Raw genomic sequence first — 25,451 nt, forward strand, 5'->3', positions numbered from 1 at the left:
CTTGGCCCGTGGTCTCCCCTGTGAACGCTTCACGTCGGCCCTTGCGGGACGCCGCGCATCACTCGGGGTCGGGGTGGATGGCTAGTCCTTACCCCATGGGGGACTTTCACCTCCTATTCTTTGCCAGCTTTCCTGGCGCACTCCGTTCCGGGTCACAATGCGAAGAACTCAACGTGAGCAAATCTCGACCGCTTCACTGCGCTGAACGGACCTCAACAAGACGTGCCGCCACTTCGCTGACGGGCCGATTCCGTTGAAAAAGGCGGCTGTCGTGACGCAGGCCAGCGTGATAGGCGTCACAGCCTTGGCGAGAGCGTTGCGCCAGAGTGGCCTCGGATAATCCGGCCTGGCTCGAAGAGTCCCACTGTGTTTCAAGACAAAGCAGAGGGGCCAGTCACCGGATTCGGCAACAACGGAATGGACGATTTCTTGTTTGGAGGATGCTGAATGCGTGACCTTGCCGAAGCGCCGAAGTGGATCATCGATCTCGCGCGCACGGCAGCAAGTGCTCAGCTCAGTCCGAGTGTGCACGACACGGCCGCGTTCAATATGGAGCGAGTTCGCGGTTACTACGAGACTCACCTAGGATGCTCCCGCAAAGAGGCGGCGCGTGACCTTGGTCTGTCATGGACCCAGGTGCAGCACGCAGTCGGTAAACTTCGGGCTGAATGGAAGAACAGGGGTAAGTGATCGACCCAGCCGGGGGAGAAAAAAAATCTCGATGAAGCATCGTCGAAACACAAAGCTGCAACGTAGCAGAGACTTCCGAGCCGGGTCATTTAGTGATGTTTCCGCCAACGAGCGTGATTTCAGTGATCTCTGTTGAGGTGCATAAGCATAGTTTTGCAGGCTTCATCGGCTTCCGCGAAAGTCTTGAACGGTGAACCGCCGATCTTGATCGCGCCGCTGCCCCCGATAGCGCGGCGCCACGACGCCACATAGCCGGCGCGCCCGCGAAAGCCGGGGCCCGTGGGACTCTCATAGCTGATCACGAACGACAAGCCCTCGCTGCTTGCGCTCCATATTTCCATGTGTTCGATGGCACGGTGGAATTGCAGGGCCGTCCCCAGTCGTTCACCTGTAGCGGATCGCAAATATCCATCGGTATGAAAACGCCGCAAGGTTTGAACAGATGGCCTACCCCGTCTGTTCGAAAGCCGACGAACAGACGCCTTTCCGGTCGCAGTGTGGGAATTGGGACACTACTGTCCCGGACCAGTTGCGGCCGGCTTGCGGTGCCGCCTCAGCATCCTCTCCGCCATCGTCGCCAAGTCCCGCGACTGGCTTTAAGGCACCTCGGTCCCGAATCGCGGCCGAACGTGCGGCTGAGGTGCTAGCACTCCCTTCTCCGGAAAAATAATTCATTTGTGCGACCGCACCTGCCAAGCGTAGCCTTGCTGGTACCGGGGTCTGAAGAAGTTTGAATTCGTACCGATGTTGAGCCCGGGGGCGGGCGGCTATGCTGCCAAAGGTTCTTTGACCTACTTTATTAGATCAGCGCTTTAGACTTTCAGAGGCCGCTTTCGGGCGGCCTTTCTGCTGTGGCATGGGACAGTAGATTGGCATTTCCGTCTCGGTGACGGGCTGTCGCTCTCGCCGTGCCCAACTGCATCGATTTCCGGGAATTCCCCTTCGCCGCCGACGACGCGCAGCGATAAATTCACCGGAACAAATACGGGCAGCCAAAGTTGATAGGCGCTATGGTCATGCCCTCGCCCGGAATGCGCAGAGTGTTGAGGCAGGCGCACCTGTACGGTCGCCTGATCGCGCACAATGGGAAACTGTATTCTCCTGGCGACAACCACCGTTTATGCAGCGAGGAGACCGCAATCGCGATGGTCAAGGCAGGCTGGCTCAGGCATCGAGGCGAGGACTATGAGGTTACGCCCGACGGCCTAAGGGCCGATGCGCGACGCGAATAGCTTGGTCTGACCAGCCCATCCACCACGGGGCCCAAATGAACCTAGGGGGCGCTGTCCCTTACTCAGCGACGCTGCCTGCGTTTCAATTTCTCCAGATCACATAGCCCCGACGTGAGCAATAGTTGAAACAAGGCCCGCGCGGCTTTGTACCTTGCTGCGGAATGCGAAATCACGCGTCCGAACGTAATAGTCTTCCCGGAACGGTCACTTACCCTCCATTCCCACCAGCCCCATTTGCGATTGAGCGTCATCTCGTACGTGCCGCCATTTTGAGATTGTCCCGCAAAGGCCGCCCTTGAGTTATGTCAAGCAAGCTGATCTTCCGGGAAACCAACTCTTCGAGCGCCGTGACAAGCGCGAACACCGAGGCCAACGCATTGGGAAACCGATCCATCCGAAGGCGATGCCGGTGATCCTAACGACCCGATGAATAGCGCGATGTCTGGATGCGCGCGCCATGGGATGAGGCGTAGGCGCTGCAACGGCCGTTGCCCGATGATGCGCTCAAGATCGTGATGCGTGCTGTCTCGCAACGGCAGCGACTGGACCAAGCGCTATCCATGGATTGCAGAGGAATCGGCAAACGCCTTTCGTCATCGATGGCGAGGCTGTGGTGCTCGGTGTCGACGGAATCTCCGATTTCATTGCGCTCCACTCCCGCAAGCACGATCACGAAGTTCAGCTCTACGCCTTCGACATTCTCGCCATGGGCGGTAACGACCTACGGGAGTTGCCGCTGCACTACAAGTCGAACCTGGAGCGGTTTCTGGCGAGGCGACCGGACGGGATCACTGTTGCACCCTTCGAGAGCGGCGAGATCGGGCCAGACCTATTCCGGGCGGCCTGCCACATTGGGCTGGAAGGATTGGTCTCGAAGCACCGGGACCGGCCGTATCAGGCCGGACGGTCGATGTATTGGGTGAAGGTCAAGAACCGCACCCACCCGGCGATGCACCGGGTGATGGACGCGCTCTCGCAGGCTTGACCCGTTCCAAGTTTCCAGCCGTAGCGTGCCACCGCATCCGACGTAGCTTGGGGAAAACTGCCGTTAATTCCGCCTCGCTGCATTTTCCGACTCAGCTAAAATCAGTTTCTATTCCGGCAGGGCGGGCCTTTGTCGGATGCATCATGCAATTCAGCCGCATAATGAGTCCCGTGAAGGATCTGGAAGTGTGGAGCGCGAGCAGCCGCGGCTTTGCGTTCGTGATCAGCTTCGATAGCCGCACTGGTCCTGGTCTTCACGGACGACCCGGCTTTCTTGCCTCGTGGCGTCCCATCCATCCGAACAGACCTGCAATCAAATTGATAGGCTCGCCCTTCAAGACTCTCACTGAAGCGGAGGAGGCCTGCCAAGCCTTCCTGAAGTACCTGAGCGGATGTTACATTGGGACGACCAATGAGCCCGTAAATCAAATCGAGGTTATCCGCCGGCTGATCCAGATCGGGCTGGAAGGCAAAGTCGAAATAATCCAGCGCCCTCCATGAAGGCCGAGCGAAAAGGGGAAAGTGGGGTACGAAAATCATGAAGGTAGCGGTCGGACTTCTCGCCCTTTTGTTTGCAACGAGTGCGCTTGCTCAGAGTCCTTCACCGAAGGCGGCTAAAAGACCAGTGCAGGCCAAGCCGCAGCCGCCGATGGGTTGCAAACTAGTCGGCACGGTAAAGGGCACCAAGATTTGGGCCGGCGATTGTGCGGCTCCGTCAGAACTCAGAGGCACCACACCGGCCGCCGAGCCCCCAGCGCCAGAAGCACCTTCCGAAGCACCAAAACAATAGCGGCTCATCCAAGATCGGGCTGAAGTCGAAGAGATCCTAGAATGCTCGACCAGGTGATGCAGCTTCAGCTTCCTCATTGGCTGATCATCGCCGGTATCGTTCTGGTGATAGTCGGAGTTCTTGGTATGCTCTTTCGAAGGCGAAAGGACCCGTCTTCGGAGCAATCTGCTGAAGACCAGTAGCTAAGCCCCAAAAAGGTTCGATCCCCTCATGGGGCGCGTCGGTGATGGATAAAGCGCTCGCCTATTTGATCTCCGTCGGAATTGTCGGATTCGGCGCTGGGATCCTCGTCGCCGGCCTCGGCTCCAGTGCACCCGCGTTATGGACTTGCGCGGCCCTGATCCCCATCGCGGTTGGGCTCCTGAGCTTTTTGGGCGAGTGTTAGACACTCATCGGCCGGTGACCGGTCCGCCGCGAGTGGGGAAATCCTTTTGCACGTGTGGCTCCCTCACCCGAATCGTGTTCGCAAATTACGCGATGGGCCGATATCTCGAAATCGCTCTTGCACTATTCGCGCTGGGTGCTGCCGGGTTTTGGTACGCCGGAGGGTCGCTGCGCATCCCGCAGTTGGGGTCTTATTGGGACAAAGCGCCGGATGACGATCCGTCTTTTGTCGCGACAAAGCGTGCCGCGTGGCTCAACTGCGTTTGCAGCGTTTTTAGCGGGCACCTCCGCTCTGCTAGGCGCAGTCGAGGCGCTATTCTTCTGATTCACTTTTTGTTGCAGCCGAGCATGACCTTCGCCGAGACGCGGGCTCGCCTTCCAAGAGACGAAAGCAAAAAACCTCCCGACCTTCGTCAGGAGGTTTTCGTTTGACCTCAGCGCTTCGATTTCTTTGTCTTCTTTTTCTTGGCTTTCGCCTTCTTGGGCGCTTTCTTTGTGGATTTCTTGACTGACTTCTTGGCCTTCTTACCGACCTTCTTCTTCGGTCCGACCTTCTTAGCGACTTTCTTTGCGGCGTGCCGGACTTTCTTCATCTCAGGCTTCGGCGCTTTCGCAGGTGCTTCCGGAGGGGCGCCCATTGCATCGGTCGTTTGTTCGATAGCAGCTTTAACGTCGTCCATATCGAACCCCCAAAGTGTTGACAATGCGAGAACGATAAAGCGATTCGCGAAGCCATCAAAGAGCAGGTGCGCACGCTCATCTCGACATTCACTTCATCCATGTCCGGTCGGGCCACAAGGACGCGCTTGCCTTGGTCATCAATTATGGTTGGCCACGCTCGGTGCTGGAGCAGATCAAGCTCATCGGGCCGCTAACCGATCCAACCGCGCATGGCGGGAAGGCCGAAGACGCGTTCGACGTCGTCATCCTGTCGATGTCTGGCAACGGTTTCTCCGGCAAGCCGACGAGCACCGGGAACGCATGGGCCACGCATGGACGGAACTGATGAAGCGCCCGGGCTACGCCCGCTATGTCGCCCAGGGGGCGAACCCAACGATATTCGGCAAAGCTGCCACTCCGGCAAGTTCACGCTTTGGCCGCGCAAAGGCCAGGCAGATCTCAGCCGCATGGAACATGTATTGCCGCGGCTCGCGACCGCTAACGGTCTCTCACAATACATAACAGGCAATTTCCCTGCATCTGCGCGAATGTTCGGGTAGTCTCCTTAGGCGCGACGTACCTGCCGAACCGCCATTCGTGCGCAACGCGATAGATAGTCTCTCCGCCGCCACGTCTACGCCTCGGTTCCGGCCGGACCTAAGTCGCGTTGGGCGACCCGAGCCTTGGCTCAGTCGGCGTTTTTTGCATCCAAAATCAGGGAGCTCGATATGAGCAGAACTCTTATTCTGGCACGCAGCGAAACGAGACACTTCAATCTGATCTTTCTTCTGGCCTTTAGCATGCTGCTGGTCTCTCCTGCGCCATCGAGGGCGGAGCCAGCGATTGCCGAACAGATCGCCAAGACCTACGGACTCGATTCGTTCGGACAAGTCGAGGCAATCCGGTACACCTGGAATGGTGAGTTTCCTGGCGGTCACAATCTTTCTAACAAATGGGAGTGGAGCCCGAAGACCGGCACGGTGTCTTTCGAGGGCAAAGACAAGGAAGGCAATTCGGTCAAGGTGACCTATCAGCGCTCACAAATCTCTAGTCAAAGCGATGTCGTCAAGAAGGAAGTCGATCCGGCATTCGCCAACGATCAGTATTGGCTGCTCCTACCGTTCCATCTGCTATGGGACGGCGCGGCCGCGACTGACGAGGGCCAGCAGAAGCGACCGACGGGTGACACGTCCGCTCAGCGGGTCGTGATGAAATACCCGTCAGAGGGCGGCTACCAGCCCGGCGACACCTGGGATCTCTATGTTGGTGCCGACAAGCGGATAGAGGAGATCGTCTACCATCGGGGCGCAGCCAACCCGCCCCACCTCGTGTCGGCCAAATATGCGGACTACAAAAGGGCTGGCCCACTCCTGATTTCAACAGATCATCCAGGGCTGGTGGACGGGGAGACCTTCCGGATTACCATTACGGATGTGTCCGTTAAACTGACTGGATCCGATAATTGGATCAACGCCCAGTGACCGTCGGAGGAGCTCGTCCGGGCCGCTGATAGGCTGATAGTAAGGGCCAAGCGCATCGCCCGACCGCCCCACACGGCGGTGCGCTGGTTAGCTAATGGATGCGCACGGTACGCTTCAATCAATGTTACGTCGAAGAACTGTAGGATTCCTGGTTCGGAGCTCGCGCACATGCCCACCAATCCCTTCACCGACGTCTGGCATTTCCTGACCGCAACGACGAATGACTATCTCCACCAAGGAAATTGGCGCTATCTGATCCTTGCACTGTTCTGGGCGTTGCTGTTTGCCAGCATTGTAGTGGCCATCCGGAATTGGCAGGAGGATTCGACGCAACGGACCGGCAGACACCTGGGAATCTGGCTGGCCCGCGTCCTGATCGGCTGCCTTTGGTTCCAGGGGATGTTGTGGAAATTGCCGCTACCCGTGTCTGACGGTCTGCAGTACTGGACCGAACAGGAATCGACGAGCGCGGCCTTCGAGTTTCACCGTACGTTTTTGAAGGACACGGTGTTGCCTCACATGACGATCTTCGGGCCGGTCGTCTTTCTGGCCGAGCTTGTGTTCGCCGGGTCGATGCTGCTTGGGCTTGCGGTGCGGTTCGTGGGCGTACTGGCCTTGGTCTATACGCTGCAGCTCTGGCTCGGCCTCTACGCCAACCCGTCCGAGTGGCCGTGGACGTATATGTGCCTGGCCCTGCTGATGTTTCTGTTTGCGCTCGAGGGTGCCGGCCGGAGTCTCGGCCTCGATGCCTGGTTGCGCCGCAACGTCCTCACCGTGCGCGAGGGGAAGGGCTTTGTCGGCTGGTTCTTCAATATCGCGGGCTAGTCGCCAACGTTTTGAGGACGAGCCCCATGATAGCACTGGCCCGCGCAGTGACGCTCCTTGTGGCGCTGGGTCCAACTTGCGCACACGCCGCCGACATCGGCTACCTGGCTCCGCCCGGAGTTGCCGCAATCGAGTTTCCCTCACCACGGCGCCCGGTTGCAGAGATCGTCAGCCCACGCCGCTCTTCCGAGGAACACCGTGACGCCCTCAATGAGGCCGGTGAGGTCGCCCGCCGCCTTGAACTAAAGCCGGGCATGACGGTCGGCGACATTGGTGCGGGCAGTGGCTACCACACGGTTCGTCTGTCGCCGCTCGTCGGCCCCAGCGGCTCCGTCGTCGCTGAGGATGTCACGAGGGATTATCTCATTGAGCTCGCCAGGCGAACGGAACGCCTTAAGCTGACAAACGTCAAATTCGCGCTGGGCGAACCGCACGACCCTCGCCTGCCCGCGTCCTCGCTGGATGCCGCCATCCTCGTTCACATGTATCACGAGATCACCCAGCCCTATGCCTTCCTCTACAATCTCGCGCCTGCCTTGAAGCCGGGCGCACGCATCGGCATTGTCGACCTCGAACGCCCAACGCCGCAGCATGGCACGCCGATTGAGCTCTTGCGTTGCGAACTGTCCGCCGTCGGCTTTCACGAGATAGCCACTTATCAGCTCGCAGGCGATGGCGGATACCTGGCGGTGTTTTCTCCACCTGGGGGAGCCGGCCGAAAGTCTCCCCGCGACATCGTTGCTTGCGGCGCGCGCTGATGACCGCTCCCGACAGCTATTGTCTGTAAGAAGCTCACAGCTCAAGCGCGAGGCGAACGAACGTCGTCGAAATGGACCAGACCGCCTTGACGCCCGCGATGAGATTGCCGGACACCTTCGATACGCCGCCGATCCGGTGGCGTTGCCCAACGGCGATCTCCAGTGCCGGCAGCCGGGCGGCCGCGACCCGCATCAGCATTTCCAGATTCCAGCCATAGGTTTCCTCTTTCATGCCAAGACGGTTGAGTTCGTCCCGGCGGATGGCGCGAAATGGCGACAGGTCAGTGAAGCTTGCGCCGTAGGCGAATCGAAGGAGCAGCCGGCCGACATGGGCCGCGATGAGCTGCTGCGGCGCCAGGCTGCCGGGCTCGCGTGGACCGCGAACGCGCGAGCCGAGGACGAAGACAGCCTGGCCCGCAACAATTGGCGACACCAACTCGGGAATGAATTCTGCAGGATCGCTGCCGTCGCCGTCGAGGAAGAGAAGAATGTCGGCGTCGTCACGCGCTGCAGCAATGCCTGCCTGGATTGCGCGACCGTAACCGCGTCGCGGCTCTACAACAACATGCGCCCCAGCGGCCTCGGCCCGCTCGGCGGTACGATCCCGCGAGCCGCCGTCGACCACGATAACTTCGCTCACATTCTGCGCCAGCACCGCGGTCACAACCGGCCCAATCGCCGCTTCCTCGTCGAGACAGGGAATGATCGCTGAAACGACGGCCACCTCGCTTACAGGCTCCAGCGCAGACCGCAATTGGCGCAGCTTTTCGGCGGCTCGTCGGACAGCAGCGCCGCGCGAAAGTCCCGATACGCCGGCCCATTCCAGATTTCTCGCAAGGACTGCCGCCCTGCATGCCCAAGGGTATAATTGTCGTAACCGTGCTGCGAAAACGGCGCGATACAGCACGGCAATGCGCGGCCATTGGCCGTGAAATACATCAGCGACCACGGGCGCCGGCACAGTGACCAAGGCGAACTGTCACCGCTGCCTTTCAGACTTAATCCCGGCTCGCTCGCCGCGCCGGACGCGCTGAAGGTCACGCCAAGGGAGCGCGCCAGATCCTCGGCCTGCTTCAGACATTCGGCTTCCCCCTCGGTCAGGCGCTCGAACAAGGCTTGATCCGGCCGCGCCTTACCGATTGCCGCTTCGTCAAAAAACACCAGCCGTTGCAGATAGACTTCCTTGACGCCGATTTCGGCCGCAACCTTCACGAATGCCGGGAGTTCCGTGACAGTCTCTTTGAGGCCTGTGAGCCAGATGGAAACGAGCGGCTTCCTGTGCCCTTCCCGCTCCTGCAGCTCGCGAAACGCACGCACATTGCGGGTGATGCGGCCGAAATAATCCCTTCCCCGGATCGCCTTAAAACTCTCGCGGTTTGAGGCGTCGAGCGACACACGCAATTCATCAAGTCCGGCGTCGATCAGCGCACGGCCGTTGCGCTCACTGAGAACCGTTCCATTGGTGTTGAACAGGACGTAAACGTCGCGGTCCTTCAGGTACCCGACCATCCGTGGCAGGTTCGCAACCAGCATCGGTTCGCCGACGCCATGCAGGACCGCCCGCGTAAGACCGGGCGCCTGATCGACAATCGACGTGAACAGGTCCCATCTCATGTCTGCCGCCGGCTCGAGCTCCTCATAGGTGCGAGGACAAGTGGTACACAAGAGATTGCAACGATTGGTCACTTCGAGATAAAGGCAAACCGGCGGTCGCTGCGTGACCTCGGTGCGCTCGCCCGTGACCTGCTCGTGATAGCGGCGCGGATCGAAGCGCGCCTGGGCACCTGCCACTTCGCCGGAACTACTCATGCCGATGTCCCTGTATCTGCGGTTCGCTGCATGCGAGTCGTCCAGGCCATGAAGGCCCAAGCAAGCAAGAGACCTCCGAACAGTACCGACTTGGTCACCATTCTTGGAATGTAGAAATCCCAGTCGAGTTGCTCTGACAGCAACAGCGCTCCGATCGACGCGACCCATGTTGGAGCGGACCCACACAGGGCGACAAAAGGCGTGATGACAAGAAAATACCAAGGATAGTTTGGCGACAATAACAGGAGCGTAACGAGTAACAGCATGTTGATGTCGGCAAGCGTGGAGGCGATGCTGCGATGAGAGCTGCGGGCCACAGAAAGCCCTTTGAAAAGGAGGATCAGCGCGGCCAGCACAACGTACGCGACGACATCACTTTGATGCTCGCCAAACACTAGCCGCCAGAGCGACAACAGCCAGAGATCATTGCCGGCACGGATGCCCTCTTCCGTCAGATAGCCATCGGTCAGGAAGCCGAGAACTCCCCAACCGACCGACAAATAGGGAAGATAGCAAAGTGCGGCGGTGGCGATTACGACGAGCGGCATTTTGACGTCCCACGGCCGCCAGATCCCGGCCAGCACCGGCGCAACGTATGGTTTCACCAGCACCGAAAACGCGATCACGACGGCACCGCGGAGCGCATGACCGGCCAGCGCAATCCACAGGCCGAGCAGCATCAGCGCCACCATGAGCGCGTCGACATGGCCGCTATTGGCAATCTCCCATATGGGAAGCGGATGCCAGAGATAGGCGGTCACCCGCGTCAGCGGGCGGCCCATTCGCCGAAGCAGGAGCACTATCACCAAAACAGTGACGGACTCGCACCCCAGCAGCGCGACACGCATCACAGTCACGCTCTCACCGACTCGCGTGACGACGAGAAAGAAAAATTGCGCCACCGGAGGATAGATGGTGACGGCGGTATCGGCCCGATTGATGTGGGGAAAGATCGTTCCATCTCGTAGAAACGCCAGCGCCTCATCGGCGGGGACGTAGCGGTATGGATTGATGCCGGCGGCCTGAACCCTGCCATCCCAGACATAGCGATAGACGTCGCTGGACAGCAGCGGATCGAACCACAGCGCATAGCCTCTCAGGACGATCGCAAGGCCAAAGACGAACCACAGCGCACGCCTATCTGGCGCGCGCTCGGCGAGCTGTGTCGCCGCAATCGTCAGTAAACCTGCAGGGATAGTTGCGGCCATGAAGGCGTTGTCACCGAAAGCCTCGAGGGCGAACGGGGTCACAAGCGTCAAGCCGACGACGACAATGCCGATGCCCACCAGAAGATGAAGCGGAAGCACGTTGTCCGCGAAGCGCGCCAGTCGACCGAATTGATTGGTTGCAGTCCCTGACATTGGCTTCACAGGTTTGTCAGCGGCGCGGCTCGGAGAAAGGCCCGGCTCGCCGCAGCAAACCCTCCGCCAAGAAAGCGGGTCGAGTGCCCGGCCAGTTCGTCCTGAAGCCAGCGCAAAGTTTCGATGTCGTCGACATCGTACCATTCCGCAAGCAGCGTCGTGGCAAGTCCGATTTCGGCGGCGCGCTCGCAAGTGCTGCTCGCCACGCTATCCGTTCCCCACGCGATCCGCGTGAACAATTGCCGATGCGGACGCTTCAAGCCGATGAGATAGTAGCCGCCGTCGCTTGCCGGCCCGAGCACCATCCGATCGCCGGGCTCGCGCAGGGCTTCGATCGCCTGCAACAGCAGGCGAGTTGGCAGGGTCGGGCTGTCGCCATTGACGAGCAGGACGCAGTCATGTCCGGCATCGAGGAGCGCACACGTAGCGCCAAGCAGCACGTGTCCGAGATCTTCGCCGGCCTGTAACAGCAGTCCGAAACCCGCAGGAAGCAGCTGCCGAATAACGTCTTCGGCGCCGGCCGGCGCGTAGACGCCATAGCCGCGCCTGCCAAGCACCTCCGGTACCGCCTCTATGGCCGCGGCGACGTCGCGCAGAAAGCAAGCCGACAGTTCGGAAGCGGCTTCAGGACCAATGGCCCCCGCAAGCCGCGTCTTTGAGCGGCCGGGTTGCGGCGCCTTGCCGATGATCCCGATCGCCGCGCCGCTCACGGCAGCGGGGCCCCGCCATCATTGACCGCCATCGCCGGACAAACCTCGTCACACCATTGCCGGTCATTGGTAGCGTTCTCATCGACAGCCGGCAAGCGTCGCCGGATAGCTACCGCCGGAAGAGGCCAAAGGTTTCACCGAGCCTTAAAAAGATCTCGAAGGATGTAACAAAATGGCTTTGACGAACGTAATAACCACGGCCCTTGCTCGCTGCTGGAATATCCAGATTCTGCCATACCCCGAAGCCGGTCGTGTTGATCCGGTGCTGCGGGTCGCGTAGCATTGGTCGCAAGAAAAGGGCGGGTTCGCTAATTTCGAACTTGGCAGGCTGTGCGCAGGTGTCGGGGATTGTCAATGAACCACGAGACCGCAGTTTCGAATGCCAAAGAAATCGCCGATCGCATTCTCGCGCCGGCGGCCAGGCAAAATGACAAGGAAGCTCGATTTTCATCCGAGGCAATTGCGGCGCTTGGTCCGGCCGGATTGCTCGGAATCACGCTGCCCACTGAGGTCGGCGGCTCGGCGCTTGGACCACGGACGCTCGCCGCCGTCATCGCCACGCTTGCGGAGGCGGACGCGTCCGCCGCGATGGTTTACTTGATGCACATGTGCGCCACCGCAACGATTGCGGGAGCTCGTCCGGGTGCCGCGGTCTCGCAGACACTGGCGGACATTTTGGCCGGAAGACACCTGACGACCCTAGCATTCAGCGAAGCCGGATCGCGCAGCCACTTCTGGGCACCAGTCTCGCGCGCAAAGCGAAACGCTGTCAATGTGCATCTCACTGCCAAGAAATCATGGGTGACGAGCGCCGGTCACGCGCAAAGCTATGTGGTCTCGGCGCTTGCGCCTGAAGGCAAGAGCCCAACGGATTCAACCCTTTATCTTGTTGCGAGTAACACGCTCGGACTGTCGGTCGCGGGCGCCTGGGATGGTCTTGGGATGCGGGCCAACGCCTCCGCGCCGATGATCCTCGAGGATTGTGAGATCGCACCCGAGTTCCAGCTGACCGACGACGGTGCGGGGTTCAAGGCGATGCTGGAGGTCGTGCTTCCGCTGTTCAACCTCGGGACATCGGCGGTCGCGCTTGGTCTTTGCCGGGCCGCGGTCGCGGGGACCGCGGCCCATCTCAATAGCGCTCGCTTCGAGCATTTGGGCCAGACCCTCGGAGAGAGCCTGCCGACGCTCCGCGCGCAGCTTGCGACGATGCAGATCGACACCGATGGGCTCGCCGCGCGCGTCGACGATCTCATCGATCACCTTGAACGGCCCCAAGAGGCGACCATGTTGCGCGTGCTCGAGAGCAAGGCGGCGGCGGGAGATGTTGCGATCGCCGTCACCTCGGCAGCGATGCGAGTGTGTGGGGGCGCAGCGTTTTCCAGGCATCTCTCGATCGAGCGGTTGTTCCGCGATGCCCATGCGGGAGCAATCATGGCGCCGACGGGCGATGTTTTGCGCGAGTTCATCGGCAAGGCCGTTTTGGGACTACCGCTGTTCTGAGCACGCGAGTGTCGCGGCGTTCGGAAGCAGTCTGCAAGCGAATTGATCGCATCCGAATATCAAGCGTGGCGGGTGGAGCAGTCATGAGCCAGACAATCTGGGTAGGTGCCGTCGCATATGATCCGAAGGTGGTCAGCATCTGGGAGGGCATGCGGCGGTACTTTCACGAGGAAGCGCATCTACCTGTCGAGGTGGTGCTGTTTCAGAGCTACGAGACGCAGGTCGCCGCCCTCCTCGCCTCGCCCGACGAGCCGCTGCCGCGCATCGACATCGGGTGGAACACGAACCTCGCTTATGTCCAGGCCGATGCCTGGAGCGACCACCGCTGCCGACCGATCGCGATGCGCGACACCGATATAGGCTGGATGACCAAGATCGTCGCCGTCACGGGTGGGCCGGTGGCCAAGCTCGCCGATCTCAGAAATCGCACACTCGCGCTCGGCAGCCGCGACAGCGGCCATGCAGCAATCCTCCCCGTCTATTTTCTGCAGCGCGAGGGACTGGCCGAGGGGAAGGATTACCGATCGCTGCGCTTCAACACCGACCTCGGCAAGCATGGAGACACCGGGACAAGCGAGGCCGACGTCATACGTGCGGTACTTGACGGTCGTGCCGATGCCGGCGCCATTGGCAGCCCATTCTGGAGTACCGTGCGCAGCGAGCGCCTGGTGCCCGAAGGCGCGCTGACGGAGATCTGGACCTCTCGGCCCTATAATCACTGCATGTTTACTGCTCGGTCTGATCTCGACCCTGCGTTGGAGCAGGCGTTTGCCAAAGCACTATTTGGAATGAGCTACGACAATCCGGCGCATCGCCCCGTGCTCGAAGCAGAAGGGCTCCGACAATGGATAGCGCCTCAACTTGAAGCGTATGCCGAATTGCGGGATGCTTCTGCGCAACAGGGCTTTTTGAAGCGGCCCTGAACGCTATCAGGCGCAATTGAAGATCGTCGCCAAGCGGCGTTGATGCTCGGATTCGCGATCATAGGCGCGGCGCACGGCCGCGAAGGAATCGGCAAGCGGAAAGATGTCGCGGCTGACCAGGAGGTCGTTGTCTTCAGCGCCAACCGGATGCCAAAATACGCCTTCTGCGGTGATCGTTACCTCGGGAACCAGATCTGCCCTTGCCAACGCGATGCCCTGCGTAGCGGAGCCTCGGAGCGCAATTCGCCTGATCACCCGATTCACCCCGCTCACGTGATGGGCGTCAAGGAAGTCACGAAACTCTTCCGCCTCTGCGTCAGTTGAAACTGTCGCCGCCAACCGCACTCGAAATCCCTCGGCGCGGGCCCGCTCGATTCCGTTCCAGGTGCGCGCCCATGTCCCCTGGCCGCGATGGCGGTCGTGGCGCTCCGGCGTCGGACTGTCGAGGCTAATTTGCAAAGTGACGCGCTCCCGCGGCAGCGAGCGCAGCGTTTCGAGCCGACGTCCCGCAAAGAGCATGCCGTTGGTGAGGACCGTGGTCGGCGCAGCCGCGGCGCAGGCGACAAGCATCTCGCCAATATCCGGCAGCATGAACGGCTCACCGCCGGTGACAAAAATCTCGCGCACACCGAGCTCCGCCGCCTCGACAGCGATGCGTTGCACCCGCTCGAAGCCAAGCGCGCGCCGCGGCGCTTTGGGCGACGAGCGCACACAACAATAGTCGCAGCTCAGGTTGCAGTCGAAGTTGGTGTAAAGCCATAGGCGAGAGCCGACAGGCCGATCTTCTCCCACATTCTCAGGAGCCTCTCCGTATCGGAGCACCCATCTGGTGCGACCGTCTTCGAATGCGGTGTCGATCAAACTGTTGCGGGTGAAGCGACACCATGCCTCGAGCTCGGGGCCGATGTTTGAATTGCTGCTGACTACTGCCACCAGATCGCCCTTACGGCTGCGGCGAAGTGCAGCGATCAAATCCGGCAGGAGGCCCGAGGCGAATGTCTTGGTGCCGGCGTCGAGCTCAACGTTGGCATTGGTCATGCGGGATATCATAGCTTTTGCCTCAAGAAATCCAAGACGAGCCTGGATCTCCAAATTGAGCTGCCTGGCGTCGCCAGCCGAGATCGAAATGGCGATGGGCGCAATCAAGGACCCCTGGTCGGCGGGCAAGGCATGATGGCATCCGACATGCCAGTCGAGAATGGTCGGCAGATTCTGGCCGTATGCAACGACCCTGTTCGACTACATTCGGGAATGGCAGCAAGGTGAGCTCGACCGAAAAGCGCTGAGTGGGGACCGCAGGTCCGGCCGGATCGAGCCAGAACTTTGGTCTAAACCGCCCCAATATGAAAACGGCAAAGCCAACGTGATGGGCCGAGCAGGATGTCCGACGATTGGTTAGGCGCGCGCGGATGAGCTCGTCCAACAGATAGAAGCGATAACGCTGCATCGTGGTGTCAAGGCCGCAGCCTGCATTAAGACACGTTGGCGGCCTCCGTTTAGAGATGTGCAGTAACTCAGTCGCCTCGTTAAGAGACCTTACAATTCCATCGCGCGGCTCGTGAACTTGCACAGAGTAGCCGCGGCTCGAACGCCCTTCGCTGGGCAGGCGCAGCTCGACGCCAAATACGTACACAAATACGTACAAATGCATCGATTGGTTGTCCGATTTGTTCGCCGTGGCCCTCTATCCTACGATCAGTATGAAACAGACCTGCTCCCCGACAATTTCCGCGATATACATTGAGACGAGCGAAAAGAGATAACCCGATATAGGACAACGCGCGCGATACCTTCGATTTTCAACCAAGCCTGAGAGGCTCTGTTTCCAAACGCGCTCAGAAATTGGTGGACGTAGATCTGTTTAAAATAATGAATTCAGCAGCTTGGTTCTGGCTGGGGCGGGAGGGATCGAACCTCCGAATGGCGGAATCAAAACCTGCTTAATTATTCAACGATTTCAAGCGGCATTTGGAAAAAAACGCCCGAATTCGCCTCTAGTAATATCAATTGCTTAGCAGCCATTTCCAAATAAGGAAGCGCCTCTCCCAGCGAGGATCATACCCGACTACACGGCGCTGCTCGCGTGAGAGCGCGTCACCGTTAGCACATCGATACGTCCGAGGGCGTCGGCGGTTCGAGTCCCTGGAGCGCTACCTACGTTCACGACGGCTCTCGGCCGAGTTTCTGGTATCCGTGGCGTAACGTTTGCGATGGTGGGCCTGCGCCTCCTCCTTTTCCCATGCGCGCGGCCTGCCCTTTGATCTCATGCGTGTCGGAAAGCCCTTCATTTTCACGACTGGCTATGGAGACCATCCCCGACCGCTTCCAGCATGTGCGGCGATGGGAGAAGCCTTACGATCTTGAAAAAGTCACGGCTGACGTTGCCGAGTTGTGTCGCTCACAGCTTCATCCTCTGCTAGCGGTGCGACACCGGGTAAGTCACGCGACGTGGCGACGCGCTTTGCCCCTTCGCCGGGTGGGATCAAACTCGTCCACCGCATTCTGCCAAGCGATGATCTCGTCCTCGAACCAGACCCGCCGGTCCGGGCTGATGCAGGTCCCTCTGGCTCCGGGTTCTCCGGGGCGCGTAGAACAATGCGGGGTACACGACGGCGCGGTGAAAGGATATTTGCCACGCGCGAAATCGCGTTTAATTATTGAACCATCTCGCACACAAAGGCGGTGCGCGATGTGGCGCATGTCGAACGTGCAAGCGTTGATCTTCGTCGCGGCGATCGTCGTCATGGTCGCGCTGGCGGTTTGGTGGCTGGCGCTCTAGCAATGATCGAGGGGACGCGCCATGGTGCAGATGGCACCAAGGGGCAGAAAGCGATGCGCGTTGCTTGGCTATATCCAGAGTTGGAAAAGGGCGGAGGCGGCAAGAAGGGAACGGCACAAAGTCTGCGGAGGCAGCAGGGTTTTCCATGAAGCTCGCACCGTGCCGTGCGCCCCAACGCGAGCGAGGTTCGGCCTCAATAGGAACGGTTCGCGCGGCTTGTCGGGGAGCGGGCGTCGTCCACCACATCATTTTCGACCGAGCGAGCCGGTCCTGCCTGCTAAGAGAACCGTTACATCACATCACGCCAGGGTCTCCGGCGCGATCTCGTTTACTCAACGCTCTTTCGCTGACGGATTAAAAGATCCCGCGTTCGATGCAACATCAACAAGGCTTGCTGATCGGCTGACTATGACTTGCACCCGACCGCAAGCCGAACGTCAGATTCTTCTTGCAACGCGGGCGCCGTTCAAGCATCCCTGGATCATAAGGCTGCTGGCCAGGAAGCCGGCCAAGCTCGTCGCCGTTGCCGTTGCCAACAAGATGGCACGCATCGCTTGGGCAATCATGGCCAAGGGAGGATACTATCGCGCGCCGGAGCTTGCTGCAGCCGCCTGAAGAGGCTTGGCAATGGGAGCGTGAGGCGACGGCGGGGCAAGACAATCGAATTGCGAGGGTGATGATGGCGTGATGCGAAACGGTCGAGCCGTCGATTGGGACAACCCGCTTCTGGGTCATGGGCATAAGCAGGGAGATCGCTATCTCCGACGGTTGCTTGTCATCGGTGCAACAGCCGTTGTTCAACACGCCCATTAGAGCCCGTGAAAATGATTGGGACCCGATCCGCGGACTACATCAGGGCCAGCGGTCAGCAAACAGGCCGAACACATCCAGCACCAGCGATGATCGACTTTTTCTCGCCCATTGGGGTAACGCTCGCCTCCGGCAAGCCGAAGTTATTGGCAAGCAGATGGCGCGGAGCGTTCGCGAGCCAGTCCGACAACGAACTTTCGCTGTATACGCCGCTGTTGAGCACGCCGACAACGTCGGCCTGTTCAGTTCCGATATTTTGCACGGTGTGACCGCAACCTTGAGGGAGATAGGCGCATTCGCCCGGGCCGACCTCGCTCGCTGCCATGCGCTTATCGGTGCCGAAGAGCGTCATGCGCACGCGCCCTTTCACGACATAGTGCAGCTCGCTGGCGTGCGCATGCCAGTGCGGCTTGTGCAACGCGCCCGGCTTAAGCTGCAGGAACCACCCGGTCATCGTCGACGACACCGGATATTCGGCCGCCGATGCTACATACAAGGTTCCACCGGGCGAGCTTTCGCGCGGCTTCTGCTTCAGCAACGAATAGCGATGGCTCCGCGCAGCGTTGAGCACCTTGACGTTGCGGGCCTGCTCACTGTCGAGCGCAATCACCTCGCCCTGATTGATGTAGGTTTCGGCCTTGGGAATGCCGGCGACAAAATCGGCGGGCAAGCCATAGGCCTGCTGGAGCATGGTCGAATCGAAGCGGCTCATCCAATCGCTGATGCCGAAGGTGCCGTGATCGGAATAGAGCCCGTCGTCGAAGGCAAGGATCGCATGACATGGCTCCTTGCCGAGGGTCTGGATTGCATGCGCGTGGCCCTTGGGAAAGAACCACAAATCGCCGGGCCCATAATTTGCGACTTCGGTTTCGCCTTCCGGATCGACCACCGTCACCTGGCAGTGGCCGCCCAGGATTAAGGCCCATTCGGCGGAATTGTGCCAATGCATCTCGCGCGAGCCGCCCGGATTCACGAATAGATGGGCCCCCGCGATGTCCGTGGCAATCGGAAACCGCGCGCTGGTGAAGTCGCGCGCCCACCCGCCGGACGTTGCCTTGATCGGTCCGCTGTCGAGCGGGAATGTAAACTTGAGGGGGTCGCCGCCTTTGCGCGGCATCGTCTGCACGAAAGTCGAGGCCGGCGCGACATCATAGCCGGCCGCATGTCCGTCGTTCGCGAAGGAACGAGAGGCGGCCAGGCCGCCGGCACCGAATGCCAATGCCCCAAGGAAAGCGCGTCGATTCGTATCAAACATGGTCCTGCTCCCTGTTGCCGAAAAAAGCTTGGAGGTGACGCGGTAGAGTGTGTCACGCGAGCGGAAAAATGCAGCGTCGTGCGAACGGACAACTTTCAATTTCCATCATCGACGATGCGTTGGGGCGTTGGCGATCATTTCGCTTCGCACGCAGATCACCTTGACCCGCTCATTTGCATCAAGCTCGTGCCCAATTGGATTCTCCGCCAAGTAGGCTTGGGCCTGCATGAAGCTTGTCGCCGGATTGCCGAACTCGGCCGGCACGCGTAGCACCGTGTTTGCCTTGATGCGGGTGCACTCGTGGGATTCGGCGACGACCGCGGCCGAGCAAATAAGCAACAAGGCTGTCAGCATCCCCCAGTTCGCACCTCTCGCACCCTATTTGCTCGCGACGCCAATTGTGGTCGCCTTAGGGGACATCGTGTTCGCCATCATGCTGTGGCGCGGAGTCAAGATGGCTATCTGAACGGGAGACGCCGGCATGCCGCCGAACGTGAGCGTTGGGGTGGGCGATTGCTCCTGAAGGTTTGCGCCTCCGATCAGCGCAACCTGGTGTGGCGTAATTGGAAACCCCGTCAGTTCAAAGGTCGGGAGCTCTGCGGCCCCCGCGTTGGAGCCAACAACTGTTGCCGCCGCGATGGCGGCCATCAGGAACGCCGTCTTCATGGCAATCTCCTGCTGATGTGAGCCTGTTCACATGCAGCATCGACGACGCGCCAGGATAGCAGTCAGGTCTCCTGGACTTCTGAGTTGGCTATCGGTCAGGCGAGGATGCTGCCTTTGGCAAAACTAGCGTCGCCACAACTACTCCGCTGCCGCAATCGACGTGTGGTTCTGAGCGTGATAAAGATGCAAAATATTCGGCGAGCGCGCTGTTCCTGAGTGCGACGGGGATGTGGAAGGTCAATCTCGCCCTTCTCGGAGGTCTCCGGCTCCAGACGGATTCCGGCGAGCCGGTTCCATTGTCGACAAAAAAGGCCGGGGCGCTTCTGGCATATCTCGCGCTCCACGCGGGCCAGGCTCAAGCGCGCGCAAAGCTTGCGACTTTGTTATGGGGCGACCGCGGCGAGGCGCAGGCGCGCGACAGTCTACGACAGGCGCTCACCCTCGTGCGCAAGGCGCTGTCGCATGTCGACCCGCACGCCTTGATGGCTTACGAAGACACGATCAGCTTTAAGCCATCTTCATTGGCCACCGATGCCATAATCTTTGGGGATTTAGTTGCGCAACGGGGAGCGGACAGTCTCGAGCAGGCCGTCGCACTTTATGGCGGCGAACTTCTCGAGGGTTTCCAGGTCACCGCACCCGAGTTTGAGAGCTGGGAGACGGCGGAACGCGAGCGCTTCCGCGAACTGGCGCTGCAAGCCATGACCAGGCTGCTGGACCATCTATTGTCGACGGGCGCTATCGAAGGTGGCATTCGCATCGCGGCGCGGCTGCTGGCGGCCGACCCTCTGCAGGAGCGTATCCATCGTACTCTGATGGAACTCTATTGCCGACAGGGCCGACACGGCGCGGCACTTCGCCAATATCGCACCTGCGCCGATCTGCTCGCAAAGGAGTTGGGGATCGAACCGGACGCGGCGACCAAGGCATTGCGCCGTGAGATCCTTCGTGACTGGCACCAGCAGAAGGACCAGACCTTAAACTTGGCCGCTAAGACGCCCGTCGACGATGTCGAAACTGAACCGCCAGTAACGCCGCGTTCGCCGGAACGCCGGCACGCGACGGTTCTTGTCTGTGACCTCGTCGGCACGAGCGCGATCGCGGCCCGACTCGATCCGGAGGAACTGCAGGCCCTGATCGCTGCCTATCAGCGCTGCTGCATGCCGATCATCGCTCGGTCCGGCGGCGTGATGTACAAGCTCTTCGGGACCGAGATGCTGGCCTTTTTCGGCCATCCACAGGCGCACGAGCATGACATCGAATGCGCGGTTCGCGCTGGTCTGACCCTCGTCGATGCAGTCTCGAGGCTCGATGGCGGCAGCACCGGCTCCCTTCAGTTGCGTGCGGGCATCGCAACCGGTCCGGTCGTGGTCGGCGATCTCCTCGGAAGTGGTGCGGATCAGCAGATGATAATCGGCGAAGCTGTGCAACTCGCGGGGGCCCTGGAAAGGATCGCCGAGCCGAACACGGTTGTGATCGCGGCGAGCACCCGCCAGCTGGTCGGCAAACTGTTCGACGGCGACGACCTTGGCCAGATAGCGCTCAACGGATTCTCCGAGCCGGTCCCGGCTTGGCGGGTGCTGGGGCCAAGCGGCATCGACAGCCGTTTCGAAGCCTTGCGCGCGCCCACCACGCCGCTGATCGGTCGTGATGAAGAAGTGGAGTTGCTGCTCCGCCGCTGGCGACAGGCAGCGAGTGGGGACGGACGGGTGGTGCTGCTGTCGGGCGAGCCGGGGATCGGCAAATCACGCCTCACCGTGGAACTACAGGAGCGACTTCAAGCGGAGACACATACCCGCCTCCGGCACTTCTGCTCGCCTCATCACCAGGACAGCGCGCTCTATCCGATCATCAGCCGGTTCCAGCGAGCGGCCGAATTCCGGCGCGACGACACCGACCAGCAGCGGCTCGACAAGTTTGAGGCGGTACTGGCGACGAACGATTTCAGGGACGCTGTTCCGCTGATCGCGGATCTTCTGTCCGTGCCAACCACCGACCGCTATCCGCCACTCGGTCTCACTCCGCAGAAGCGCAAGGAGAAGACGCTACGGGCGCTGTTGGCGCAGCTCGAGGGGATGGCTGCGCGTAAACCCGTGCTGGTTGTGTTCGAGGATGTCCAATGGATTGATCCTACATCCCTGGAGCTCCTGGACCTGATCGTCGAACGGGTGCCCGCCCTGCCGGTCCTTCTGATCATTACCTTCAGGCCGGAGTTCACGCCCCCGTGGATCGGCCGCCCGCACGTGACTCTGCTCACGCTCAACCGCCTGCCGCCCGCCCTGCGTGCCGAGGTGATCGCGGCGGTCACCGGCGGCAAGGCGTTGCCCCAAGAGATCGCCGACCAAATCATCGATCACACCGACGGCGTGCCGCTGTTCATCGAAGAGCTGACCAAGACCGTAGTTGAAAGTGGCACACTCGTCCTCGTCGAAGCCGGCGATCGCTATGCCGCGACCGGGCCGGTGGCCTCGCTGGCAATCCCGACCACGCTGCAAGCTTCCCTTCTTGCGCGACTGGATCGTCTTCCTGCAGGGAGCGAGATCGCACAGATCGGAGCGGCCCTTGGTCGTTCATTCTCTCATGAATTGATATCAGCCGTTGCGCAAGGGCCGCAGCAGCAGGTCGATGACGCGCTTGCCCAGTTGGTGAGCGCTGAACTGATCTTCCGGCGGGGAGCCGCACCCGATGCGGAGTACACCTTCAAACATGCCCTTGTGCAGGAAGCGGCTCACGGCACCTTGTCGCGCAGCCAGCGGCAGCAGCTGCACAATCGCATCAGCGAAGTTCTGGAGCGGCGATTTGCGGAAATCGTAGAAACGCAGCCCGACCTGTTGGCGCGGCATTTTGCTGAAGCTGGCCTGGTCGACAAGGCTGTGCTCTATCGGCTCAAGGCAGCCCAGCAAGCGATTGCACGTGGAGCCATGACTGAGGCGGTGGCGCAGTTGCAGATGGGGTTGGAGCTCTTGTCATCCCTGCCGAACGAGGCGGATCGCGGGCGGCAAGAACTCCCACTCCAGGTGACCCTCGGTGTAGCTCTCGCTGCCTCCAGAGGCTATGCAGCACCGGAAACCGGCCAAGCCTATGCGCGTGCCCGTGAATTGTGCGCCCAGCTCGGCGACGCCGCCACACTTGCATCCGTGCTCCGCGGACAAGGCGCGTTTCACAACACGCGAGGCGAGTACATTGCAGCGCGGGAGTGCGCTGAGAATTTGTTACGTCTCTCCGACAAACAGGATGACTCGCGTGCAATGCTGGCTGGTCATCTTACCATGGGTCTTTCCCTGAATTTTTCCGGAGAATTTGCCTCGTGCAAGCATCATTTGGAGCGTGTGCTTGTGATCTATGCTTCCGAAACGAACCGGCTCCCTCTAAGCGCTACGATCGTTGACTACAAGGTAAATGCGCTCAGCTACTTGGCCCACAATCTCTTCATGCTTGGCCACCAGGACCAGGCACTGTCGCGGGCCGAGCAGGCGGTACTCTGGGGTCGAACTTTGCGCCACTCGCATAGCCTGGCTTATGCGCTGTGGCATGCGGCTGTCCTGCATCTTTTGTGTTGCGATGAGAAGGCTGCCTTCGACCCACTGGAGGAAGCGACTGCAATTGCGACGCAGCAAGGATTTCCATTTTGGTTAGCAAATTGCACAGTGTTGCGCGGTCACGTGCTTGTGACGCGCGGCGAGGCAGCGAGAGGACTGGCGCTCGCTCGCGAGGGCTGTGAAGATGTGAAGGCAACTGGCGCATCGATCGGCGAGACTTGGAGGCTTAGCTTGCTCGCCAAATGCTGCGAACATGCGGATCAGCCCGAGGAGGCGATGGACCTGCTGACCAAGGCACTGGACGTTGCCGAAAGAAGGCACGAACGCCTCTTCGAGGCAGAACTGCATCGCCTGAAAGGAGAGTGGCTGCTTGCACATCGGCAGACGGAGCCGGCCGAAGTGGAGCTCTGTTTTCATCGTGCCCTTGCGGTCGCGCAGAAGCAGGACGCCAGGACTTGGCAGCTGCGCGCCGCCACCTCTCTCGCCCGGCTGTGGCTGGCCCAGGGCAAGCGTGATGAAGCCCGCGATCTGCTCGCGCCGATCTACAACTGGTTCACGGAGGGGGTCGACACGCCGATTCTGAGACAAGCCAAGCTAACACTCGATGAGCTCGCTGGCTGACGGGCAGGGCCGGTGTATGATTTGAGCACATTGGTCGATTGCGCTCTACACAGCCAAGCCTCGACTGAGCGGCCATATGGCACGTTTAAGGGCATTTCAAAAGAAAAAGGCGCCCGAACCAGAGTCGCCGTCCAACACCGCGCGCTTTTCCTTCATCCGCCCGATGTGAACGTAGACACGGCCGGTGACGGTGGGCACGATCTGCTCCTGCTTCTTGCTCGCGTCGCGACATGATCGAGGCTTTTCGCGATCCATGCGTCGTCAAAGCCGAGGTCGCCCGCCAAGGTCGCCGCCGTCCGGCGCAGGTCGTGCGGCGTGAACGGCTTGAGGCCGAGCAGCGCGCAGATGCCGGGCGTTTTCACCTTGCCCTTGACCTGTGCCGCGCAGCGCAGTCGCCATCACCTTGCGGTTCAGAGGCTGGCAAAGACATATTGCTGCTTGCAGTCACAAGGGCAAGCCGGCCCGCAACGCCATCCGCGCCACGGGAGCACATCTGCTCTTCCTGCCGCCCTACAGCCCCGACCTCAACCCGATCGAGCAGGTCTTCGCCAAACTCAAACACCTGGTCCGAGCCGCCGGGCCTCGCGACGTCGTCGGTGAACTCCTCGACCTCTTCTCAAGCACCGAGTGCGCAAACTATCTCAGAAACTCTGGATATGTTTCCGTATAAAAACAGCATGCTCCTCGCTAGTAGGTTGCTTTCCGAACCGCGATTCGGAAGCTCTGGATGAGGACCTGCGGTTCTTGCCGGGCGACCCTTTCGGTCGCCATCTCTATCGCTCCGATACGTCCACGGTGGCGAAATCCCTCAACCTTTCCTGATGTCTTCGACGATCGCCGCATAGTCCGTAGACGGCATCTGGGCCGCAGGTTGCTCGCCGATGATGCGCCGCTGCTCGGCTGCGGCCAGAACAGCCGCCAGCTGCATGCGCAAATTCGAATTTTCGGTAGGGAAAAGTTTGAACCTTCGGTTGGAGAAAAGTTGGAGAAGGGCTCAGGCGGCAGCCCCAAAAACCCATCTAAGCCATTGAAATTGCTGGCGCTCCCTAGGGAAGCGCGGCTATCGAAACGGATCAAGCACTTACCCCGAAGTTTGGGGAAAACGCCCAGCATTGTTCTGCAAGGTGTTTCAGCGCCCTCACCCAAACTGATCATCCAGCGCGACGATGGCAGATTCCAAGTTGGTCTTAGCGACGACGCTCCGGCGTTCGAAACGAGACAGTTCGCAGCAGACGTTGCGGCGCTGATCGACGACACACCCGATAAAAGACGAAGCCCCCGCGGTGGCAAACGCGAGGGCTCAATTTCGTCTCATGTGGCTGCAGCAACTCGTTCGTACACGAACACCGGGCCAACTTCAATAGCGAAGACCCGGCAGAACGTACTAGCAGCGCCCGCGCGCTGACCGAACAACACGCGTTCGGTTGGCCGTGGTCGCCTATTGTGGCGCTCGGTGGTCCCGCCACACACAGCCGCTCCGATCAACCGTTCGCCAGTGACGGGTTTTGATCCTGCCTTTTCCCGTCGCCGGCCCCCAGGCCGCGATAAACGACAGAACGGTGCCGGCTCCTTTCACCGGCAGGTTTTCGATCACTTGGATCGAATAGTCTGGCCTCGAGGCGAGCATATCGAGGCGACACGTTCGGCGGGATCTTTCTCGGGCGAGCTCATCGC

Annotated in this window: 22 protein-coding genes and 3 pseudogenes; 13 read left to right on the forward strand and 12 right to left on the reverse strand. The window is 60.4% G+C overall.

Translation table 11 applies throughout. From position 1 onward, the window contains the following. Positions 1-447 precede the first annotated feature (447 nt). Positions 448-690 (forward strand): hypothetical protein, encoded by a 243-nt coding sequence (locus YUU_RS0141580; RefSeq protein WP_027527522.1) that lies wholly within the window; start codon positions 448-450, stop codon positions 688-690. A 119-nt stretch (positions 691-809) separates the two neighbouring features. Here the strand turns inward: YUU_RS0141580 and YUU_RS0141585 are convergent, their stop codons facing one another. Then, positions 810-1,001 carry a hypothetical protein gene (locus YUU_RS0141585; protein WP_371260580.1) on the reverse strand — a complete coding sequence of 64 codons (192 nt, stop codon included), beginning with the start codon at positions 999-1,001 and terminating at the stop codon, positions 810-812. 1,534 nt (positions 1,002-2,535) lie between these two features. Between YUU_RS0141585 and YUU_RS53750 the strand changes: the two genes are divergently transcribed. The 3 genes from YUU_RS53750 to YUU_RS59555 all read left to right on the forward strand — a co-directional run bounded on the left by YUU_RS53750 (position 2,536) and on the right by YUU_RS59555 (position 3,878). Beyond that, a complete protein-coding gene (locus YUU_RS53750; RefSeq protein ID WP_371260581.1) occupies positions 2,536-2,907 on the forward strand; it encodes a hypothetical protein in 372 nt (123 codons plus the stop codon). Between the two features lie 143 nt (positions 2,908-3,050). Further along, positions 3,051-3,407 (forward strand): hypothetical protein, encoded by a 357-nt coding sequence (locus YUU_RS53755; protein ID WP_063621830.1) that lies wholly within the window; start codon positions 3,051-3,053, stop codon positions 3,405-3,407. A gap of 330 nt (positions 3,408-3,737) precedes the next feature. Further along, the gene (locus YUU_RS59555; protein ID WP_156944824.1) at positions 3,738-3,878 is read left to right on the forward strand and encodes an LPXTG cell wall anchor domain-containing protein; all 141 of its coding nucleotides are present in this window, start codon (positions 3,738-3,740) and stop codon (positions 3,876-3,878) included. Positions 3,879-4,514: 636 nt separating this feature from the next. Here YUU_RS59555 and YUU_RS60645 read toward each other — a convergent pair. After that, positions 4,515-4,760 carry a hypothetical protein gene (locus tag YUU_RS60645; protein WP_027527526.1) on the reverse strand — a complete coding sequence of 82 codons (246 nt, stop codon included), beginning with the start codon at positions 4,758-4,760 and terminating at the stop codon, positions 4,515-4,517. A gap of 80 nt (positions 4,761-4,840) precedes the next feature. On the opposite strand from YUU_RS60645, the pseudogene YUU_RS57630 reads away from it, so the two are divergent. The 4 genes and pseudogenes from YUU_RS57630 to YUU_RS53765 all read left to right on the forward strand — a co-directional run. After that, positions 4,841-5,157: pseudogene (locus YUU_RS57630) on the forward strand (epoxide hydrolase N-terminal domain-containing protein); the annotation flags it as partial. 311 nt (positions 5,158-5,468) lie between these two features. Further along, positions 5,469-6,221 carry a hypothetical protein gene (locus tag YUU_RS0141635; RefSeq protein WP_027527528.1) on the forward strand — a complete coding sequence of 251 codons (753 nt, stop codon included), beginning with the start codon at positions 5,469-5,471 and terminating at the stop codon, positions 6,219-6,221. A 168-nt stretch (positions 6,222-6,389) separates the two neighbouring features. Further along, the gene (locus YUU_RS53760) at positions 6,390-7,046 is read left to right on the forward strand and encodes a hypothetical protein (RefSeq protein WP_051390188.1); all 657 of its coding nucleotides are present in this window, start codon (positions 6,390-6,392) and stop codon (positions 7,044-7,046) included. A gap of 26 nt (positions 7,047-7,072) precedes the next feature. Further along, the gene (locus YUU_RS53765; RefSeq protein WP_035664802.1) at positions 7,073-7,804 is read left to right on the forward strand and encodes a class I SAM-dependent methyltransferase; all 732 of its coding nucleotides are present in this window, start codon (positions 7,073-7,075) and stop codon (positions 7,802-7,804) included. A 34-nt stretch (positions 7,805-7,838) separates the two neighbouring features. Here YUU_RS53765 and YUU_RS0141650 read toward each other — a convergent pair whose 3' ends face one another. The 5 genes from YUU_RS0141650 to YUU_RS0141670 all read right to left on the reverse strand — a co-directional run bounded on the left by YUU_RS0141650 (position 7,839) and on the right by YUU_RS0141670 (position 12,039). Next, positions 7,839-8,558 carry a glycosyltransferase family 2 protein gene (locus tag YUU_RS0141650; RefSeq protein ID WP_198031934.1) on the reverse strand — a complete coding sequence of 240 codons (720 nt, stop codon included), beginning with the start codon at positions 8,556-8,558 and terminating at the stop codon, positions 7,839-7,841. Further along, entirely contained in the window at positions 8,534-9,613 is a 1,080-nt protein-coding gene (locus YUU_RS0141655) for a radical SAM/SPASM domain-containing protein (protein WP_035664805.1), read from the reverse strand. Before YUU_RS0141655 ends, YUU_RS0141650 begins: the two co-directional genes overlap by 25 nt. After that, complete coding sequence (locus YUU_RS53770) at positions 9,610-10,974, reverse strand: DUF2029 domain-containing protein (protein WP_051390189.1); 1,365 nt, start codon at positions 10,972-10,974, stop codon at positions 9,610-9,612. The genes YUU_RS0141655 and YUU_RS53770 overlap by 4 nt, the downstream gene beginning before the upstream one ends. 5 nt (positions 10,975-10,979) lie before the next feature. Beyond that, on the reverse strand, positions 10,980-11,684 hold the full coding sequence (locus tag YUU_RS0141665) for a TIGR04282 family arsenosugar biosynthesis glycosyltransferase (protein ID WP_027527531.1): 705 nt from the start codon (positions 11,682-11,684) through the stop codon (positions 10,980-10,982). 109 nt (positions 11,685-11,793) lie between these two features. Continuing rightward, the gene (locus YUU_RS0141670; protein WP_027527532.1) at positions 11,794-12,039 is read right to left on the reverse strand and encodes a hypothetical protein; all 246 of its coding nucleotides are present in this window, start codon (positions 12,037-12,039) and stop codon (positions 11,794-11,796) included. Between YUU_RS0141670 and YUU_RS0141675 the strand changes: the two genes are divergently transcribed. Together YUU_RS0141675 and YUU_RS0141680 are read left to right on the forward strand one after the other, a co-directional pair. Then, on the forward strand, positions 12,039-13,184 hold the full coding sequence (locus YUU_RS0141675; RefSeq protein ID WP_051390190.1) for an acyl-CoA dehydrogenase family protein: 1,146 nt from the start codon (positions 12,039-12,041) through the stop codon (positions 13,182-13,184). The two genes, YUU_RS0141670 and YUU_RS0141675, sit on opposite strands and share 1 nt — an antisense overlap. A 128-nt stretch (positions 13,185-13,312) precedes the next feature. Then, on the forward strand, positions 13,313-14,107 hold the full coding sequence (locus YUU_RS0141680) for a phosphate/phosphite/phosphonate ABC transporter substrate-binding protein (RefSeq protein ID WP_198031935.1): 795 nt from the start codon (positions 13,313-13,315) through the stop codon (positions 14,105-14,107). A 6-nt stretch (positions 14,108-14,113) separates the two neighbouring features. On the opposite strand, the gene YUU_RS0141685 is transcribed toward YUU_RS0141680, so the two are convergent. Continuing rightward, entirely contained in the window at positions 14,114-15,274 is a 1,161-nt protein-coding gene (locus tag YUU_RS0141685; protein ID WP_198031936.1) for a radical SAM protein, read from the reverse strand. A gap of 2,104 nt (positions 15,275-17,378) precedes the next feature. Between YUU_RS0141685 and YUU_RS61935 the strand changes: the two are divergent. Then, positions 17,379-17,501, forward strand: a pseudogene (locus tag YUU_RS61935) (IS110 family transposase); the annotation flags it as partial. Between the two features lie 250 nt (positions 17,502-17,751). Here YUU_RS61935 and YUU_RS53780 read toward each other — a convergent pair. From YUU_RS53780 to YUU_RS0141710, 3 genes are all read right to left on the reverse strand, one after another. Continuing rightward, positions 17,752-18,951: a cupin domain-containing protein gene (locus YUU_RS53780; protein ID WP_063621832.1), complete on the reverse strand. Its 1,200-nt coding sequence runs from the start codon at positions 18,949-18,951 to the stop codon at positions 17,752-17,754. Between the two features lie 105 nt (positions 18,952-19,056). Beyond that, entirely contained in the window at positions 19,057-19,305 is a 249-nt protein-coding gene (locus YUU_RS0141705; RefSeq protein WP_027527537.1) for a hypothetical protein, read from the reverse strand. A gap of 24 nt (positions 19,306-19,329) precedes the next feature. Beyond that, on the reverse strand, positions 19,330-19,617 hold the full coding sequence (locus YUU_RS0141710) for a hypothetical protein (RefSeq protein WP_027527538.1): 288 nt from the start codon (positions 19,615-19,617) through the stop codon (positions 19,330-19,332). 227 nt (positions 19,618-19,844) lie between these two features. Here YUU_RS0141710 and YUU_RS53785 point away from each other — a divergent pair, with 227 nt between their 5' ends. Next, entirely contained in the window at positions 19,845-23,777 is a 3,933-nt protein-coding gene (locus tag YUU_RS53785) for a BTAD domain-containing putative transcriptional regulator (protein WP_051390193.1), read from the forward strand. 96 nt (positions 23,778-23,873) lie between these two features. Here the strand turns inward: YUU_RS53785 and YUU_RS61940 are convergent, their stop codons facing one another. After that, positions 23,874-24,032: a hypothetical protein gene (locus tag YUU_RS61940; protein WP_245288275.1), complete on the reverse strand. Its 159-nt coding sequence runs from the start codon at positions 24,030-24,032 to the stop codon at positions 23,874-23,876. Positions 24,033-24,219: 187 nt separating this feature from the next. Here YUU_RS61940 and YUU_RS61945 point away from each other — a divergent pair. Then, positions 24,220-24,447, forward strand: a pseudogene (locus tag YUU_RS61945) (transposase); the annotation flags it as partial. Between the last annotated feature and the right edge of the window lie 1,004 nt (positions 24,448-25,451).

This window comes from Bradyrhizobium sp. Ec3.3, from assembly GCF_000472925.1.
GTDB lineage: Bacteria > Pseudomonadota > Alphaproteobacteria > Rhizobiales > Xanthobacteraceae > Bradyrhizobium.

Coding starts and splice junctions, on each gene's coding strand:
- YUU_RS53780 (WP_063621832.1), bottom strand. CDS start 18,951: ATGTTTGATACGAATCGACGCGCTTTCCTTGGGGCATTGGCATTCGGT.
- YUU_RS53760 (WP_051390188.1), top strand. CDS start 6,390: ATGCCCACCAATCCCTTCACCGACGTCTGGCATTTCCTGACCGCAACG.
- YUU_RS0141710 (WP_027527538.1), bottom strand. CDS start 19,617: ATGAAGACGGCGTTCCTGATGGCCGCCATCGCGGCGGCAACAGTTGTT.
- YUU_RS0141580 (WP_027527522.1), top strand. CDS start 448: ATGCGTGACCTTGCCGAAGCGCCGAAGTGGATCATCGATCTCGCGCGC.
- YUU_RS53765 (WP_035664802.1), top strand. CDS start 7,073: ATGATAGCACTGGCCCGCGCAGTGACGCTCCTTGTGGCGCTGGGTCCA.
- YUU_RS53755 (WP_063621830.1), top strand. CDS start 3,051: ATGCAATTCAGCCGCATAATGAGTCCCGTGAAGGATCTGGAAGTGTGG.
- YUU_RS60645 (WP_027527526.1), bottom strand. CDS start 4,760: ATGGACGACGTTAAAGCTGCTATCGAACAAACGACCGATGCAATGGGC.
- YUU_RS0141675 (WP_051390190.1), top strand. CDS start 12,039: ATGAACCACGAGACCGCAGTTTCGAATGCCAAAGAAATCGCCGATCGC.
- YUU_RS0141655 (WP_035664805.1), bottom strand. CDS start 9,613: ATGAGTAGTTCCGGCGAAGTGGCAGGTGCCCAGGCGCGCTTCGATCCG.
- YUU_RS59555 (WP_156944824.1), top strand. CDS start 3,738: ATGCTCGACCAGGTGATGCAGCTTCAGCTTCCTCATTGGCTGATCATC.
- YUU_RS61940 (WP_245288275.1), bottom strand. CDS start 24,032: ATGGATCGCGAAAAGCCTCGATCATGTCGCGACGCGAGCAAGAAGCAG.
- YUU_RS0141635 (WP_027527528.1), top strand. CDS start 5,469: ATGAGCAGAACTCTTATTCTGGCACGCAGCGAAACGAGACACTTCAAT.
- YUU_RS0141705 (WP_027527537.1), bottom strand. CDS start 19,305: ATGCTGACAGCCTTGTTGCTTATTTGCTCGGCCGCGGTCGTCGCCGAA.
- YUU_RS53770 (WP_051390189.1), bottom strand. CDS start 10,974: ATGTCAGGGACTGCAACCAATCAATTCGGTCGACTGGCGCGCTTCGCG.
- YUU_RS53785 (WP_051390193.1), top strand. CDS start 19,845: ATGTGGAAGGTCAATCTCGCCCTTCTCGGAGGTCTCCGGCTCCAGACG.